At 67.4% G+C, this 15004-nt stretch carries 13 protein-coding genes; 6 read left to right on the forward strand and 7 right to left on the reverse strand.

The annotated features are described in order from the left end of the window. Positions 1-16: 16 nt before the first annotated feature. On the reverse strand, positions 17-901 hold the full coding sequence (locus LC039_RS12850; RefSeq protein WP_226624798.1) for a 4-(cytidine 5'-diphospho)-2-C-methyl-D-erythritol kinase: 885 nt from the start codon (positions 899-901) through the stop codon (positions 17-19). Continuing rightward, positions 888-2609, reverse strand: coding sequence for a tetratricopeptide repeat protein (locus tag LC039_RS12855; protein WP_226624806.1), 1722 nt, complete (start codon positions 2607-2609; stop codon positions 888-890). Before LC039_RS12855 ends, LC039_RS12850 begins: the two co-directional genes overlap by 14 nt. A gap of 189 nt (positions 2610-2798) precedes the next feature. Here LC039_RS12855 and LC039_RS12860 point away from each other — a divergent pair, with 189 nt between their 5' ends. Both LC039_RS12860 and LC039_RS12865 read left to right on the forward strand, forming a co-directional pair. Further along, positions 2799-3260, forward strand: coding sequence for a MarR family winged helix-turn-helix transcriptional regulator (locus tag LC039_RS12860; RefSeq protein ID WP_226624808.1), 462 nt, complete (start codon positions 2799-2801; stop codon positions 3258-3260). Beyond that, positions 3257-5113 (forward strand): FUSC family protein, encoded by a 1857-nt coding sequence (locus LC039_RS12865; RefSeq protein WP_226624809.1) that lies wholly within the window; start codon positions 3257-3259, stop codon positions 5111-5113. The genes LC039_RS12860 and LC039_RS12865 overlap by 4 nt, the downstream gene beginning before the upstream one ends. Positions 5114-5122: 9 nt before the next feature. Here LC039_RS12865 and LC039_RS12870 read toward each other — a convergent pair whose 3' ends face one another. Further along, entirely contained in the window at positions 5123-6079 is a 957-nt protein-coding gene (locus LC039_RS12870) for a putative zinc-binding metallopeptidase (protein WP_226624810.1), read from the reverse strand. Between the two features lie 320 nt (positions 6080-6399). On the opposite strand from LC039_RS12870, the gene rimP reads away from it, so the two are divergent. The 4 genes from rimP to infB are packed head-to-tail and all read left to right on the forward strand — an operon-like array spanning position 6400 to position 11817. Further along, on the forward strand, positions 6400-6984 hold the full coding sequence (rimP, locus tag LC039_RS12875; protein WP_226624811.1) for a ribosome maturation factor RimP: 585 nt from the start codon (positions 6400-6402) through the stop codon (positions 6982-6984). A 4-nt stretch (positions 6985-6988) separates the two neighbouring features. Further along, positions 6989-8620 carry a transcription termination factor NusA gene (nusA, locus tag LC039_RS12880; RefSeq protein ID WP_226624812.1) on the forward strand — a complete coding sequence of 544 codons (1632 nt, stop codon included), beginning with the start codon at positions 6989-6991 and terminating at the stop codon, positions 8618-8620. A 7-nt stretch (positions 8621-8627) separates the two neighbouring features. Continuing rightward, the gene (locus LC039_RS12885; RefSeq protein ID WP_226624813.1) at positions 8628-9281 is read left to right on the forward strand and encodes an RNA-binding protein; all 654 of its coding nucleotides are present in this window, start codon (positions 8628-8630) and stop codon (positions 9279-9281) included. 10 nt (positions 9282-9291) lie between these two features. Then, a complete protein-coding gene (gene infB, locus LC039_RS12890) occupies positions 9292-11817 on the forward strand; it encodes a translation initiation factor IF-2 (RefSeq protein ID WP_226624814.1) in 2526 nt (841 codons plus the stop codon). Positions 11818-12037: 220 nt separating this feature from the next. On the opposite strand, the gene LC039_RS26845 is transcribed toward infB, so the two are convergent. From LC039_RS26845 to LC039_RS12905, 4 genes are all read right to left on the reverse strand, one after another. After that, positions 12038-12160: a hypothetical protein gene (locus LC039_RS26845; RefSeq protein ID WP_095882083.1), complete on the reverse strand. Its 123-nt coding sequence runs from the start codon at positions 12158-12160 to the stop codon at positions 12038-12040. 160 nt (positions 12161-12320) lie between these two features. Further along, positions 12321-12722 (reverse strand): 8-oxo-dGTP diphosphatase MutT, encoded by a 402-nt coding sequence (mutT, locus tag LC039_RS12895; RefSeq protein WP_226624815.1) that lies wholly within the window; start codon positions 12720-12722, stop codon positions 12321-12323. An 87-nt stretch (positions 12723-12809) separates the two neighbouring features. Next, complete coding sequence (gene argJ / locus LC039_RS12900; protein ID WP_226624817.1) at positions 12810-14039, reverse strand: bifunctional glutamate N-acetyltransferase/amino-acid acetyltransferase ArgJ; 1230 nt, start codon at positions 14037-14039, stop codon at positions 12810-12812. Beyond that, positions 14040-14912, reverse strand: coding sequence for a peptidylprolyl isomerase (locus LC039_RS12905; protein WP_226624819.1), 873 nt, complete (start codon positions 14910-14912; stop codon positions 14040-14042). Positions 14913-15004: the final 92 nt, after the last annotated feature.

The following is a 15004-nucleotide window of genomic DNA, read 5'->3' on the forward strand; positions in this document are numbered from 1 at the left end:
GCCCCACGGCTTGGCCTCAGCCTTGGCGCGGCATCGCCCGCGCCTGCTGATCTCCCAGAAGACCTTCGGCGACCCACCAGCCCGGGCGCGCAGCGCGCAGCGCCTCTGCCGCCGCACCCGCCTCTGCCATCGTGGTGAAGAGGCCGAAACAGGTTGCCCCCGATCCCGACATGCGCGCCAGCCGGCACCCCGGCAGCGCCTGCAGCTCCGACAGCACCGTGCCGATCACCGGCTCCAACGCCCGTGCCGCGGGCTCGATGTCATTGCGCATCTCCGCCAGCCAGTCGATCAACGCCGCGGCACCCGGGAAATCGGGCAGCACCTCGGGCATCGGGGGATTGTCGCGCGAGGTGAGGCTACGGAAAATCTGCGGCGTCGAGACCGGCACCCGCGGGTTGACCAGCACGGCAGGCAACGGCGGCAGTGCGACCGGTTCAAGCCCCTCGCCGATGCCGCGCACGCGCACCGGGCGGGAGGCGATGCACATCGGCACGTCCGCCCCCAGGACAAGCAAAGCGGCTTCCGCCCGCGTCAGGCCGTCAGCGTCCAGGGCCCCCGCCCCGGCCAGCACCGCGCGGGCGGCAGCGGCGGCATCCGCCGAGCCACCGCCGATGCCCGAGGCCACCGGCAGCACCTTCTCCAACACGATCTCGGCCCCCTGCCCTTCGCCCACCATGGCGGCGGCGCGCAGCGCCAGGTTGTCGCCATTTGCCGGCAGCCCCTCGGCCTCGGGGCCTTCGAGGCGCAGGGTCAGATCGGCGGCCGGCGCGACGCGCAGCGCATCGCCCACCGGCGCGAAGACGACCAGCGAGTCGAGCAGGTGATACCCGTCGTCGCGCTGGCCGGTGATGTGCAGGGTCAGATTGATCTTCGCCGGGGCAAAGACGTCAGTCCAGGTCATGCGCCACCTTCAGGGGCGGCCGGCCTTCCTCGGCGAGCACGGCGTCGAGCCCCACCGCCAGCTTGCGGCGAATGCGCTCGGGCTCGACATCGTCCGAGGCATCCTCGTGACCGACGAAGGAGAGCGCGCGCTGCCACTGGAAGCGCGCCTCGGTCTTGCGACCGACCGCCCAGTAGACATCGCCGAGGTGGTCGTTGACCACCGGATCCACCGCCATCAGCTCGGCGGCGCGCTCCATGTGGCCGACAGCTTCCTCGTAGCGACCCAGCCGGTAGAGCGCCCAGCCGAGGCTGTCGACGATGTAGCCGCTCTGCGGCTCCGCCTCGACCGCGCGCTCGATCATCTCCAGCGCCTCGTCGAGGTTCACGTGATGCTCGACCATCGAATAGCCAAGGTAGTTCAGCACCTGCGGCTGGTTCGGCACGAACTCAAGCGCGGCGCGGAAGTCCGCCTCGGCGGCCTCCCAGTTGCCGTCCCGCTCCTTGCAGATGCCGCGGGCATAATAGAGGAACCACTGCGTCGGGTCGGGCGCGTCGAAGGTGGCGAGCGCCCGGTCGTAGGCGGTGATCGCCTCGCCGTAGCGTTCGAGCTGGCGCATCAGGTCGCCCAGCGCCGATTGCACCGCGGGCAGGCTGCCATGGGTGTCGGCGAGCTGCTCCAGCACCTCGACCGCGGCATCGAGCTTGCCCTCGGCGCGCAGCGCGTCGGACCGTCCCAGCTCGGCCACGTGGTAGGCGGCATCGTCACGCGGGACGCGGCGGTAGGTGGCGGCGGCAAGCTCGTACTGGCCCATCTTCTCCAGCAGCTCGCCCGCCATCAGCAGCGCGCCGACGTGATCGGGGCGCAGGTATTCCGCCACGCGCACGTGCAGCAGCGTGTAATCCTCGGCGGATTCATTCGCCAGCGCGCCGGCGATGGTGAAGAACACCTCGGCAATGCCGTCTCGGGCCGAGGTGACGATGTCGAAGGGCAGCGTCTCGCCCGCGTCGATCTTGGCGCGCAGCTCTTCCATGCCCGGATCGAGCTGCGGGCCGAAAGCCTCGTCGATCAGCGCCACGGCATCGGCCTGGCGGTCGATCTGCGTCAGGATCTGGATCTGCGCCAGCACCGCGCGGCGGGTCATCTGCATGCCGCCCCCCGCGGGATCGGCAAAAATCGCCTCGGCACCCTCGAAGTCGCCGACCGAAGCCAGCGCCATCGCCTTGTGATAAGAGGCGAAACCGGCGAGGCCGCGCTCTTCGGCCACCGCATCGAAGGAGGCCAGCGCCGCGCTCACATCGCCGCGGCCAAGCTCGGCCCAGGCTTTCAGCAACCCGTCGATCAGCGGTCCGGCAGAGCGGTCTTCTTCGACCCGGGTCAGCAGCTCGGCGTAATCCTCTTCGTGGGCGAGGACGGCGATCTCGGCCAGCTGTCCGATCTGGCTGTTGTGCCCCAGCGCGGTGAGCCGCTCGGCCAGAGCCTCGGCCCGGACGAAATCGCCGAGCCCGATGTTCGCGAGCGAGGCGCGCTCCAGCAGGTCGGCGTTTTCGGGGTCATGCTTGACCGCCTCGCCGTAGTAGCGGGCCGCGGCCTTGAAGTCGCCGGCGAAGCTGGCCTGCCGCGCCGCGAGATAGTCGCCCGAAAGGCTCTCGGCCGAAGCCGCTCCTGCCGCCATAAGCGCAAGCGCGAGAACCGTGCCGCGAAGTGTCCCGATTGCCTTGCCCGCCATGCCGCCTCCAGTTGTTTGCTTGGCGTGGAGAGTAGACCGCGCCGCCCCCCGGCGCAATCCGCGCCCCGTTCACGGGGCGGCGAGCGCGTGCCCTTGCCTGCCTGTCGCCCCGAGGCTGCGACATTTGTCCGCTGCCGCTGCGGCATCATTTAGTTTGCATTACCAATCATTGCTGAGTACATGCATATCATGACCCAGACATCCTCCCCCCGCGATCGTTTCGGCTTTGCCTTCGTGACCCTTGCCCGGCAGTGGCACAGGGTGGTCGACAAGCACCTGGCCGAAGCCGGGCTGACCGATGCCACCTGGCGCCCGCTCGTGCATCTTGCCGAAGGTGGGGACGGCATCAGCCAGCGCGACCTCGCTGCGCGGATCGGGCTCGACACCTCGACACTGGTGCGGCTGCTCGACCTGCTCGAAGCGCGCGGCCTCGTCGAGCGCCGGGTCGACCCGGCGGACCGCCGCGCCCGCCGCATCCACCTGACCGCCGAAGGCCGCGACGAGCTGGCCCGCATCCGCGCCATGCTGCTACAGGCCGAAAACGAGCTGCTCGGCGACCTGGACGACAAGGAAACCCTGGCCATGCTCGACGGATTCGCGCGCATCGCCGCCCGCGCCGAGGCGATATTGACCGAAGAGGTGACCGCATGACCGATTCATTCCGCCGGCTCGGATTCGACCGCGCCCGCTTCGTCTTTTCCCTGCGCACCGCCCTCGCAGCCTGCCTGGCGCTGGTCATCGCCTGGCTGCTGGGGCTGGAGCACCCGCAATGGGCCGGGATGACCGTCTGGGCGGCGTCCCAGCCGATGCGCGGGCAGTTGCTGGAAAAGGGGCTGTTCCGTTTTGCCGGGACGGTGATCGGCACGCTCGCGGGGATCGGCCTGATCCTTGCCATGCAGGTTCATCCGGCCCTGCTGGTCATCGGGTTGGCGCTCTGGGTCGGGCTCTGCACCGGGCTGGCCAACCTCGCACGCGGTTTCATCGCCTATGGCACGGTGCTGGCCGGCTATACCGCCGCGATGGTCGCCCTGCTCGATGTCGGCCACCCCGAGAACGTCTGGACGCTCGGCGCCGACCGGATGGCGACGGTGCTGGTGGGCGTGCTTTCGGCACTGGTGGTCGGCTGGCTGTTTGCCCCGGCGGCCGACGGCAGCGCCCTGCGCCGGCGCATCCGCGGGCTGCTCGCCGATCTATGCGACCAGCTCGCCGCCCCTGCGTCCGACCCCGAGGCCGCGCGGCAGCTGATCTCCGCCATGGCGGCGGCGGAAGAGGCGCTCGACCCCCATGCCGCCGGCTCGCTGCGCTCGCACCGCGAGACCCGGGCCAGCCGCGCCCTGCTGTCGACCGCGCTATCGGTGCTGCTCTGGCGCCGCGGGCAGGATCGCCCCGAACTTCCCGAGTCTGCCCGCCTTGCGCTGAGCGAGGCCGCAGCCGCCCTGCGGGCGGATGACAGCGCCGCAGCGCAGGCCGCGCTCGAGCGCGCCGCCGCCCTGCCCGACATCTCCGACACGCTGCGGCCTCTGGTCCGCGCGCTCGCCGACTGGCGCGCGCCCGAGAACCGCGCACGTCCCGCCGCAGAGGACGCGCTGCCGGTGGTGCTGCACCGCGACTGGATTGGCGCGCGCGAGGCGGCAATCCGCGCCACCGGCGCCCTGCTGCTGTTCGGCGCGCTCTGGCAGGTCACCGGCTTCGCCGCCGGCGCCTTCCTGCTGCTCGGCATGTCGATCATGATCTCGATCTTCACCACCTTCGAGAACCCGATCGCCATGCTGCCCTTCGTGTTCCTCGGACAGCTCATGGGCGCGAGCATGGCGCTGGCGATCCGCTGGCTGATCTGGCCCCACGCCAGTGCCGACTGGCAGCTGGTGGCAATGATCCTGCCCTTCATCTTGCTGGGCGGTCTGCTCGGCACGCACGACCGGGGCATGAAGGTCAGCTTCGACTACAACATGGTGATGCTGCTCCTGCTGCACCCGACGCTGCCGCTTACCGGCGATTTCGGCACCTCGGTGATGATGGCTCTCGCCGTGGTCGCCGCGCCGCTGGCCGCGCTGGTGGCCTACCGGACGATCTACCCGCCGACCCTGCGCCGCAAGCAGGTGACGCTTGCAAAGATGATGCTGCACGACGTGGCGGCGCTCGCCGGTGACGCGGACGCGCTGCGGCACCGCGCGGTCTGGCGGGCCCGGCTCTATCATCGGATGCTGAGGCTCTTCCGCCTGACCGAACGTTCGGCCCGGGCGCAGCGCGATGCGCTGGACAGCGGGCTGGCGCTGCTCGACCTCGGCCATGCGACCATGCGCGCACATGAGATCCTCGCACATCCCGAAACGCCCGCCGCAGAACGCCGGGCTCTGAAAGCCGCCCTGGCGCGGCTCGAGCGGCTGAGCGAGACCCCCGCCCGCGCCGAGGGCGCGCTCAGCCGTCTCGCGCGGCGCGCCACCGGCGCGGATGCGGAGATCTTCCGCCACGCCGCACGCAGCGCCGCCTCGCTTCCGGGCTGACCCCGCGCCTCAGAGGCGCCGCAGCCACCGGTGCGCGAGCGCCATCTTCTCGCGCACCGGCTGGGTCAGCACGAAGGGGTAGAGATCGGGCAGGTCCAGCGCCCGGTTCACGTGGTTCACCGCGATCGACAGGTGCACGGCGCGGGTGATCAGCACCTCGGTGTCCGCCTCGAGGTAGGGATCATACCCGTCCGCCGGGCTCTCGGGCAGACGCAGCCCGCTGGCCACGCCGCTGTCGAGCATCGACACGAGGTGCTGCAGATGCGCGAGGGTCTCGGCCCAATCCTCGTGCGGATGCGCGGTGGCATAGGTGGTGATGTACTGCGCGCCCGGCTCCATCGGCGCGTCGTAGTGCCGCTGCAGCGCCGCGCCGTAGTCCGCCCGCTCGTCGCCGAACAGCGCCCGGAAATCGTCGAGGAAGGCCGGATCCTCGGCCAGCCGCAGGAACAGGAAATGCGCCATCTCGTGCCGCATGTGGCCCAGCATGGTGCGGTAGAGCTCGCCGAACTGCGCCTGCCGGTGCGCCAGGACCGCGTCGCTCGCCTCGGTGACATTGATCGTGATGATCCCGTCGGCATGGCCCATGATCACATCGGCCCCGCCGTGAAGCGTCTCCTCCGAAAGCATGCGGAACACCGGGCGCGCGCCGGAATCGACGGGGGTGAACCAGCCCCAGCGCGACAGCTCGGCGAGCATCCGCCGCTTGGCCGACTCGCTTTCTTCCCAGAGCGGCAGGTTCTGCTCGGCGCGCAGGTCGGGCACCGTCTCGGTCATTGCGCAGGAACGGCAGAGCCCGCCCTGTTCGGCCACCCAGTTGCAGGCGATATCGTCGCGGTTGGCGCAATGCGCGGCGCCCGCGATCATGGACTGCGTGTCGGGATCGAAACTGACCTCCTGCCCGCATCCGCAGGCCAGATTGTGGAAGTAGACCGGGCTGGAACAGGCGGGACAACGGAAGATTTGCATGAAGCATCCTCATGTGCGGGTACACGGGTCGTAACTTCGCGGGGCGGTCCTGCGTTCCCGCGAGCCCATGAAGCGTCATTGAAGACCGCATGGGAAGAGGATTGCGTGACGGGCTCATGACGCGCTGCCCCATGCCGAAGGACGCGGCCCGCGCCGGGGGAACCTACCTCCCGCCCCTTGGGTGAATCACCCTTGCGAAATCCGCTGCAGACACGTATATGCCCCTTCAACAGCGGCGCGTCGGTCCTGCACCGAAGCTCCACCGGGAAACACCGACGGGCCGCGCGCCCGTATTTTTGTTTCCGAAGGAGTCGGAGAAAATGACCGACCTCATCGCCAAATCATCGCTCGACAAGCGCCTCGCCGAGATCGTCGGCCCCGTCATCGAGGACATGGGGTTCGAACTCGTGCGGCTCCGTCTCATGGGGGGCAAGACCGCCACCCTGCAGATCATGGCCGAACGCCCCGAGGGCGGCATCGAAGTCGATGAATGCGCCGACATCTCCACCGCGGTCTCTGCCGTGCTCGACGTCGAGGATCCGATCATCGACGCCTACACGCTCGAGGTCTCCTCGCCCGGCATCGACCGCCCGCTGACCCGCCTGAAGGACTTCGAGACCTTCGAGGGCTACGAGGTGAAGATCGAAACCGCCGAGATGATCGACGGCCGCAAGCGCTGGCGCGGCGTGATCGCCGGAGTCGAGGGCGACGAAGTGCTGCTCAACATCGAGAACGGCGACGAAGAGCAGACCATCGGCCTGCAATTCGACTGGCTGTCGGACGCCAAGCTGGTGCTCACCGACGACCTGATCCGAGACATGCTCCGTGCCCGCAAGGCGCAGGAAGTGGACGAAACCAAATTCGACGACATCGAGGCCGACGACGCGGCCGCTCAGGAGGACTAAGACCATGGCAATCACCTCTGCCAACCAGCTCGAGCTTCTGCAGACCGCCGAAGCCGTCGCTCGCGAGAAAATGATCGACCCCTCGCTGGTGATTGAAGCGATGGAGGAGAGCCTCGCCCGCGCCGCCAAGAGCCGCTATGGCTCGGAGATGGACATCCGCGTGAAGATCGACCGCAAGACCGGTCGCGCCACCTTCACCCGCGTGCGCACGGTGGTCGAGGACGAGCTCCTCGAGAACTACCAGGCCGAGATGACCGTCCAGCAGGCCAAGCAATACATGGCCGATCCGCAGGTCGGTGACACCTATGTCGAGGAAGTCCCGCCGGTGGACCTCGGCCGCATCGCCGCGCAGAGCGCCAAGCAGGTGATCCTGCAGAAGGTGCGCGAAGCCGAGCGTGATCGCCAGTACGAGGAATTCAAGGACCGCCAGGGCACGATCATCAACGGTCAGGTCAAGCGCGAGGAATACGGCAACGTCATCGTCGACGTGGGCCGTGGCGAAGCCATCCTGCGCCGCAACGAGAAGATCGGCCGCGAGAGCTACCGCCCCGGCGACCGCATCCGCTGCTACGTCAAGGACGTGCGCCGCGAGGCCCGCGGCCCGCAGATTTTCCTGTCGCGCACCGCGCCAGAGTTCATGGCCGAGCTGTTCAAGATGGAAGTGCCGGAAATCTACGACGGCATCATCGAGATCAAGGCCGTGGCTCGTGACCCCGGCTCGCGCGCGAAGATCGGCGTGATCTCCTACGACGGCTCGATCGACCCGGTCGGGGCCTGCGTCGGTATGCGCGGCAGCCGCGTGCAGGCCGTTGTGAACGAACTCCAGGGTGAAAAGATCGACATCATCCCGTGGAACGAGGACATGCCGACCTTCCTCGTCAACGCGCTGCAGCCGGCCGAAGTGTCGAAAGTGGTTCTGGACGAGGATGCCGAGCGCATCGAGGTCGTCGTGCCCGACGAGCAGCTGTCGCTGGCCATCGGTCGCCGCGGCCAGAACGTGCGCCTCGCGTCGCAGCTGACCGGCCTCGACATCGACATCATGACCGAGGAAGAAGAGTCCTCCCGCCGCCAGAAAGAATTCGAAGAGCGCACCAAGCTGTTCATGGACACGCTGGACGTCGACGAGTTCTTTGCCCAACTGCTGGTGGCCGAAGGCTTCACCAACCTCGAGGAGGTGGCCTACGTCGAGCTCGACGAGCTGCTGGTCATCGACGGCGTCGACGAAGGCACCGCCGAAGAGCTGCAGACCCGCGCCCGCGAATTCCTCGAGGAGCAGGCCCGCAAGGCGCTCGAGAAGGCGCGCGAGCTGGGAGTTGAAGAGAGCCTTATTGAATTCGAGGGCCTCACTCCCCAGATGGTAGAGGCACTGGCGGAAGACGACATCAAGTCGCTCGAAGATTTCGCCACCTGCGCCGACTGGGAACTGGCCGGTGGCTGGACCACGGTCGACGGCCAGCGCCAGAAAGACGACGGCCTGCTCGAGAAATTCGGCGTGGACCTCGACGAAGCGCAGAATCTGATCATGACCGCCCGCGTGATGCTGGGCTGGGTCGACCCCGAAGAACTGGTTGCCAGCGCGGCAGAGGGCGATGAGCTCGACGCCGAGCATGACGAGTCCGACGAGGCGGAGGCCTGAACCCCAGATGAGTCGCGGAGGTCAGGATAAGGACAGAGCAGACGGGCCCGAACGGCGCTGCATCGCCACCGGCGATGTGGATCCCAAGGGCGGCCTGATCCGGTTCGTGGTCGGGCCCGAGGGTCAGGTCGTCCCAGACCTCGCGGGCAAGCTGCCCGGCCGGGGCATCTGGGTCTCGGCCGATCGAAAGGCCCTGGAAAAGGCTGCGGGCAAGGGTCTCTTTGCCCGCGCGGCCAAGGCCCCGGTCACCGTCCCGGACGGGCTGCCCGACCTCGTGGAGGGCATGCTGGCCCGCCGGGTGGTCGAGCTGATCAGCCTCGCCCGCAAGGGCGGCGGTGCCGTCTCCGGCTACGAGAAGGTGAAGGACTGGCTGATGAAAGAGGAAGCCCGTGTCCTGATCCAGGCCGAAGACGGATCGGCCCGCGGGAAGACGAAATTGAGTACTCCCTACGGGGGGAACTACATCGGCTGGCTCACCGCAGACGAGCTGGGGCTGGCCTTTGGACGTGAAAAGGTGATACATGCCGCGCTTGGCGCTGGTGGACTCACCAAACGTGTTGTAGAGGAGGCCCAACGTTTGAAGGGCCTGCGCGTCGCATCGGCAGACGCGAAAACGGCAGCAGGGGCTGCCGCGGGCGGCAAGGGCCGCCGGAAAGGATAAGAGAATCTTAATGAGCGATAACGACGGCAAGAAGACTTTGGGTTTGCGCGGCGGGTCCCACTCGGGGAACGTGAAGCAGAGCTTCAGCCACGGCCGCACAAAGAACGTCGTGGTGGAAACCAAGCGCAAACGCGTCGTGGTCCCGAAAACGGGCGCCGCTGGCGGTGCAAAGGGTTCGGGCGGCGGATCGCATGGTGGTTCGGGCAAGCGCCCGGCGGGCATTTCCGACTCGGAGATGGAACGCCGTCTGCGCGCGCTGCAGGCCGCCAAGGCGCGCGAAGCCGAAGAGGCTGCTCAGCGCGAGGCCGAGGAAAAGGCCCGCGCCGAAGAGCGTGAGCGCCTGCGCGCCGAAAAGGAACAGAAGGAGCGCGAGCAGCGCGAGGCCGAAGAGCGTGCCAAGGCGAAAGCCGAGGAAGAAGCGCGCAAGGCCCGCGAAGCTGCCGAGGCGGCGGAAGCTGCCAAGAAGGCAGACGCCGCGCCCAAGAAGGCCGCGGGAGCGGCCGGCAACGATGCGGCAGCAGGTCCGGCACGCGCCGGCGGCGCGCCCGCCTCGGCCAAGCCGGCGGCACAGCCGCAGCGCAAGGCCGAACGCGAGCGCGAAGAGCGTGGCCGGTCGGCTCGTGGCCGCGATGACGGCGCGCGCCGTTCCGGCAAGCTGACGCTGAACCAGGCTCTGGGCGGCGAAGGTGGCCGGCAGAAGTCCATGGCCGCGATGAAGCGCAAGCAGGAGCGTGCGCGTCAGAAGGCGATGGGCGGCAGCCAGCAGCGCGAGAAGGTCGTGCGTGACGTTCAGCTCCCCGAGGCGATCACCGTCGCCGAGCTGGCGAACCGCATGGCGGAACGCGTCGCGGACGTGGTGAAATCGCTGATGCAGAGCGGCATCATGGCGACTCAGAACCAGTCGATCGACGCCGACACCGCGGAACTGATCATCGAAGAGTTCGGCCACCGCGTGACCCGCGTGTCCGACGCCGACGTCGAAGACGTGATCAAGATCGAGGAAGACAAGCCCGAGGACCTGCAGGCACGCCCGCCGGTCATCACCATCATGGGCCACGTCGACCACGGCAAGACCTCGCTGCTCGACGCCATCCGCAACGCCAACGTGACCTCCGGCGAAGCCGGCGGCATCACGCAGCACATCGGTGCCTACCAGGTGACCACCGACAGCGGTGCGGTCCTGTCGTTCCTCGACACGCCGGGCCACGCGGCCTTCACCTCGATGCGCTCGCGTGGTGCACAGGTGACGGACATCGTGGTGCTGGTGGTTGCGGCGGACGACGCGGTGATGCCGCAGACCGTCGAGGCAATCAGCCACGCGAAAGCGGCCGGCGTCCCGATGATCGTGGCGATCAACAAGTGCGACAAGCCCGATGCGAACCCGACCAAGGTGCGCACCGACCTTCTCCAGCACGAGGTTGTCGTCGAAGAGATGTCGGGCGACGTGCAGGACGTGGAGGTGTCGGCCAAGACCGGCAAGGGCCTCGACGCGCTGCTCGAAGCCATCGCGCTGCAGGCCGAGATCCTCGAGCTCAAGGCCAACCCCGACCGCGCCGCACAGGGTGCCGTCATCGAAGCGCAGCTCGACGTGGGCCGCGGTCCGGTTGCCACCGTTCTGGTGCAGAACGGCACGCTCCGTCAGGGCGACATCTTCGTCGTCGGTGAGCAGTACGGCAAGGTCCGTGCGCTGATCAACGACAAGGGTGAGCGCGTTCAGGAAGCCGGCCCGTCGGTGCCCGTCGAGGTGCTGGGTCTCAACGGCACGCCCGAGGCCGGCGACGTTCTCAACGTCACCGAGACCGAGGCGCAGGCCCGCGAAATCGCCGAGTACCGTGCACACGTCTCGAAAGAGAAGCGTGCCGCAGCCGGTGCCGCGACGACCCTGGAACAGCTGATGCAGAAGGCCAAGGACGACGAAAGCGTCTCGGAACTGCCCGTTATCGTGAAAGCGGACGTGCAGGGCTCGACCGAAGCGATCGTCCAGGCGCTCGAGAAGGTCGGCAACGACGAGGTGCGCGTGCGCGTCATCCACTCCGGTGTGGGCGCGATCACCGAGACCGACATCGGCCTCGCCGAAGCGTCGGGCTGCCCGGTCATCGGCTTCAACGTCCGTGCCAACGCTCCGGCCCGTAACGGCGCCAACCAGAAGGGCGTGGAGATCCGCTACTACTCGGTGATCTACGACCTCGTGGACGATGTGAAAGCGGCGGCCTCCGGCCTGCTGTCGAACGAAATCCGCGAGAACTTCATCGGCTACGCGAACATCAAGGAAGTCTTCAAGGTGTCCAACGTCGGCAAGGTCGCCGGCTGCCTGGTCACCGAGGGCGTCGCCCGCCGCTCCGCAGGCGTCCGCCTGCTGCGCGACAACGTGGTGATCCACGAAGGCACGCTGAAGACCCTCAAGCGCTTCAAGGACGAGGTTGCCGAAGTGCAGTCCGGCCAGGAATGCGGCATGGCCTTCGAGAACTACGACGACATCCGCCCCAACGATGTCATCGAGATCTTCGAGCGCGAGGAAGTCGAGCGTTCGCTCTGATCTCCCCTGCCCCATTGGGGCGGATGAATTCAGAAAGGGCCGGCGATCAAAATCGCCGGCCCTTCTCTTTTGCCGAAATCGGAAATCTCGCGGGCACCGTAGCGCAATCGTGTCGGCGGGGCGGGGCAAATGCGAAAGCCGGGCGAAAAGCCCGGCACAAAAAAAAACGAGCCGCCCTTTCAGGCGACTCGCATGTCGTTGACTTCTAGGGGGCGTGCAATCAGACCGGGCGCCCGGTGAAGACCTGCTGCCCGACGCGGACGACGAGACGTCCATCGGGAAGGGTCTTCTCAAGAAAGCCCTGGACCGAAATGCAGCTACCCATGATGATGGTGCGCAGCATGTTGTGTCCTCAACTAAGAAACTTGGTAGAGCAGTTTTACCTTAGGGCGTAGGTCAAAACTACATAAAAGTTGCACAAAACTGTTTCATAGATAGGCAAAGCCGCATATTTTTTCGCTGAATTTCTAATCATCTACCCAGAGACGTCAGAAAATCCTTGATCAGAGCAAATCTCTGAGAATCGGGATCAGCGGAACATCCGCGGGCGGCATCGGATAGTCGGTCAGCTCCCGTGCCCGTGCCCATTTCAGCACCTGCCCTTCTCGGGCCTGCGGCACGCCCTGCCATTTGCGGCAGGCAAAAAGCGGCATCAGCAGGTGGAAATCATCATAAGCGTGAGAGGCAAATGTCAGCGGCGCAAGGCAGCTGTCCCAGGTCTCGATGCCGAGCTCTTCGTGCAATTCGCGGATCAGCGCGGCCTCGGGGGTCTCGCCCGGCTCGACCTTGCCGCCCGGAAACTCCCAGAGCCCCGCCATGGACTTGCCCTCGGGCCGCTGCGCCAGCAGCACGCGCCCCTCGACGTCGATGAGGGCAACGGCGGAGACAAGAACGATTTTCTTCATGGGGCGCTTCCGTCAGATGTGAAAACGCGAGGGGCGCTGCCCCTCGCGTTCCTTGGGATATGTGCCTCTCGCACGAGAGGCAACCGCTCAGGAGCGGTAGTCGGCGTTGATCGAGATGTAGCCGTGGGTCAGGTCACAGGTCCAGACGGTGGACGTGCCCTGCCCAAGCCCGAGATCGACCGAGATGGTGATCTCCGGCTCCTTCATCAGCCCGGCGCCGTCTTCCTCGCGGTAGTCCGGCGAAACCCAGCCCTTCTCGGCGACGAGGACATCGCCGAAGCGGATGGTCAGCAGATCACGATCCGCCGCCGCGCCGGACTTGCCGATTGCCATGACGATGCGGCCCCAGTTCGGATCCTCGCCGGCGATGGCGGTCTTGACCAGCGGCGAGTTGGCGATGGCCATGGCATGGGTGCGCGCATCGGCATCGCTGGCGGCGCCGGTCACCTCGACGGTGACGAACTTGGTCGCCCCCTCGCCGTCCTTCACCACCTGGTGCGCGAGATCGAGGAAGACCGCCTCGAGCGCCTCGGCAAAGGCGGTGTCAGCCTCGGTCACCTCGACGCCCGAGGCGCCGGTGGCGCCCATGAGCAGCGTGTCGGAGGTGGAGGTGTCGCTGTCGACCGTGATGCAGTTGAAGCTGCGGTCGTTGATCTGGCTGACCAGCTTCTGCAGCAGCGGCTGCGGCACCTTGGCGTCGGTGAAGACATAGACCAGCATGGTCGCCATGTCGGGCGCGATCATGCCCGAGCCCTTGGCGATACCGGCGATCTTCACCGGCCCGCCGGGCAGGTCGACCGTGACGGTCGAGCCCTTGGGAAAGGTGTCGGTGGTCATGATCGCCTTGGCCGCGCCGGCGATGCCATCCGCGTCGAGCGAGGACACCAGCTCATCCACCTTGGCGGTGATGCGCTCGTGCGGCAGCGGCTCGCCGATCACCCCGGTCGAGGAGGAGAAGACCCGCGCCTCGGGCAGTCCCGTCGCCGCGGCCACGGCCGAGGTCACCGCGCGGGTGGACTCGATGCCGTTCTTGCCGGTGAAGGCGTTGGAGTTGCCCGAGTTCACGATAATCGCGGCGCCCTGGTCCGAGGCGCCGCCGATCTTGGCCTGGCAGTCGAGCACGGGGGCCGACCGCGTGGCAGAGCGGGTGAAGACCCCCGCCATGGTGCTGCCTGCGTCGAGCAGGGCCAGCATGACGTCGGTGCGCCCCGCGTAGCGCACCCCCGCCGCGACGGAGGCGAAACGCACCCCGTCGATCACCGGCAGGTCGGGAAAGGCCGCAGGGGCCAACGGGGAAACGGCGAGGGTCTTGGCCACTCAGTCCTCCAGCAGCTCGAGGTTCGACAGAACCGAAGGATCGACGTCGCCCGCTGCGGTGCGGGTGATCTCGGCGCCGGCCTGGGCCTCTTCCACATAGGCCGCCACGGCGTCCTGCTGCACCTGCTGGGAGAGCTGGTCGCGCACCTCATCGAGTTCCGGCGCTGCCTTGGCGCGGGTCTCGTTAAGCTTGATCACGTGCCAGCCGAACTGGGTCTGCACCGGCGCATCCGAGATCGCGCCCGGTTCCATGGTCGCAACCGCCGCCTCGAAGGGCTCGACCATCATGCCCTTGCTGAACCAGCCGAGCTCGCCGCCGTTGGGGCCCGAGGGGCCGGTCGACTTTTCCTTCGCAACTTCCGCGAAGTCAGCGCCGCCGTTCAGCTCCTCGATGATGGCCTTGGCCTCGTCCTCGGACTCCACGAGGATGTGCGAGGCGTTGAATTCCTGGCCCTGATCCCCGGAGTACTGCGCCTCATAGGCCGCCTTCAGCGCCTCGTCGGTCACCGCGGCTTCGGCCACGGCGGACACGGTCTCGGAGGCCATCAGCGTGCGGCGCTCGGTTTTCAGCGAGAGATCGACGCGCTTGGTTTCGACAGCTTTCTCGTCCTGTGCCAGCACTTCCTGCTGCACGAGCTGGTCGAGGATGCCGTCCCAGAGAACGTCATCGCGAAGCTGCTGGTACTGCTCGGGCAGCGTCGCGCGCACGACAAGCATCTCGCCGAGAGTGATGTCCGTGCCATTCACCGTGGCCACGACGGTGTCGGCGCTCAGCTCCTCGGTCTGCGCCCCAGCCTGATCCTGGGCGTGAAGCGGCAGCGCGAGGGTCAGGGCGAGCGCAGCCGCCCCCAATGTGGTGAGGGTTTTGGGCATCTAGGCGTCCTTCCAGTTGGCCGCCCGCCACCGGGCGGCGTTGACACTTACCAACCCGCCGCTTACATCGCCTGAAGGCTCTGCAAGGCCGG

It is taken from the genome of Alloyangia pacifica, from assembly GCF_020524285.1.
Classification (GTDB): Bacteria; Pseudomonadota; Alphaproteobacteria; order Rhodobacterales; family Rhodobacteraceae; genus Salipiger; species Salipiger pacificus_B.

Coding starts and splice junctions, on each gene's coding strand:
- LC039_RS12850 (WP_226624798.1), bottom strand. CDS start 901: ATGACCTGGACTGACGTCTTTGCCCCGGCGAAGATCAATCTGACCCTG.
- LC039_RS12855 (WP_226624806.1), bottom strand. CDS start 2,609: ATGGCGGGCAAGGCAATCGGGACACTTCGCGGCACGGTTCTCGCGCTT.
- LC039_RS12860 (WP_226624808.1), top strand. CDS start 2,799: ATGACCCAGACATCCTCCCCCCGCGATCGTTTCGGCTTTGCCTTCGTG.
- LC039_RS12865 (WP_226624809.1), top strand. CDS start 3,257: ATGACCGATTCATTCCGCCGGCTCGGATTCGACCGCGCCCGCTTCGTC.
- LC039_RS12870 (WP_226624810.1), bottom strand. CDS start 6,079: ATGCAAATCTTCCGTTGTCCCGCCTGTTCCAGCCCGGTCTACTTCCAC.
- rimP (WP_226624811.1), top strand. CDS start 6,400: ATGACCGACCTCATCGCCAAATCATCGCTCGACAAGCGCCTCGCCGAG.
- nusA (WP_226624812.1), top strand. CDS start 6,989: ATGGCAATCACCTCTGCCAACCAGCTCGAGCTTCTGCAGACCGCCGAA.
- LC039_RS12885 (WP_226624813.1), top strand. CDS start 8,628: ATGAGTCGCGGAGGTCAGGATAAGGACAGAGCAGACGGGCCCGAACGG.
- infB (WP_226624814.1), top strand. CDS start 9,292: ATGAGCGATAACGACGGCAAGAAGACTTTGGGTTTGCGCGGCGGGTCC.
- LC039_RS26845 (WP_095882083.1), bottom strand. CDS start 12,160: ATGCTGCGCACCATCATCATGGGTAGCTGCATTTCGGTCCAGGGCTTT.
- mutT (WP_226624815.1), bottom strand. CDS start 12,722: ATGAAGAAAATCGTTCTTGTCTCCGCCGTTGCCCTCATCGACGTCGAG.
- LC039_RS12905 (WP_226624819.1), bottom strand. CDS start 14,912: ATGCCCAAAACCCTCACCACATTGGGGGCGGCTGCGCTCGCCCTGACC.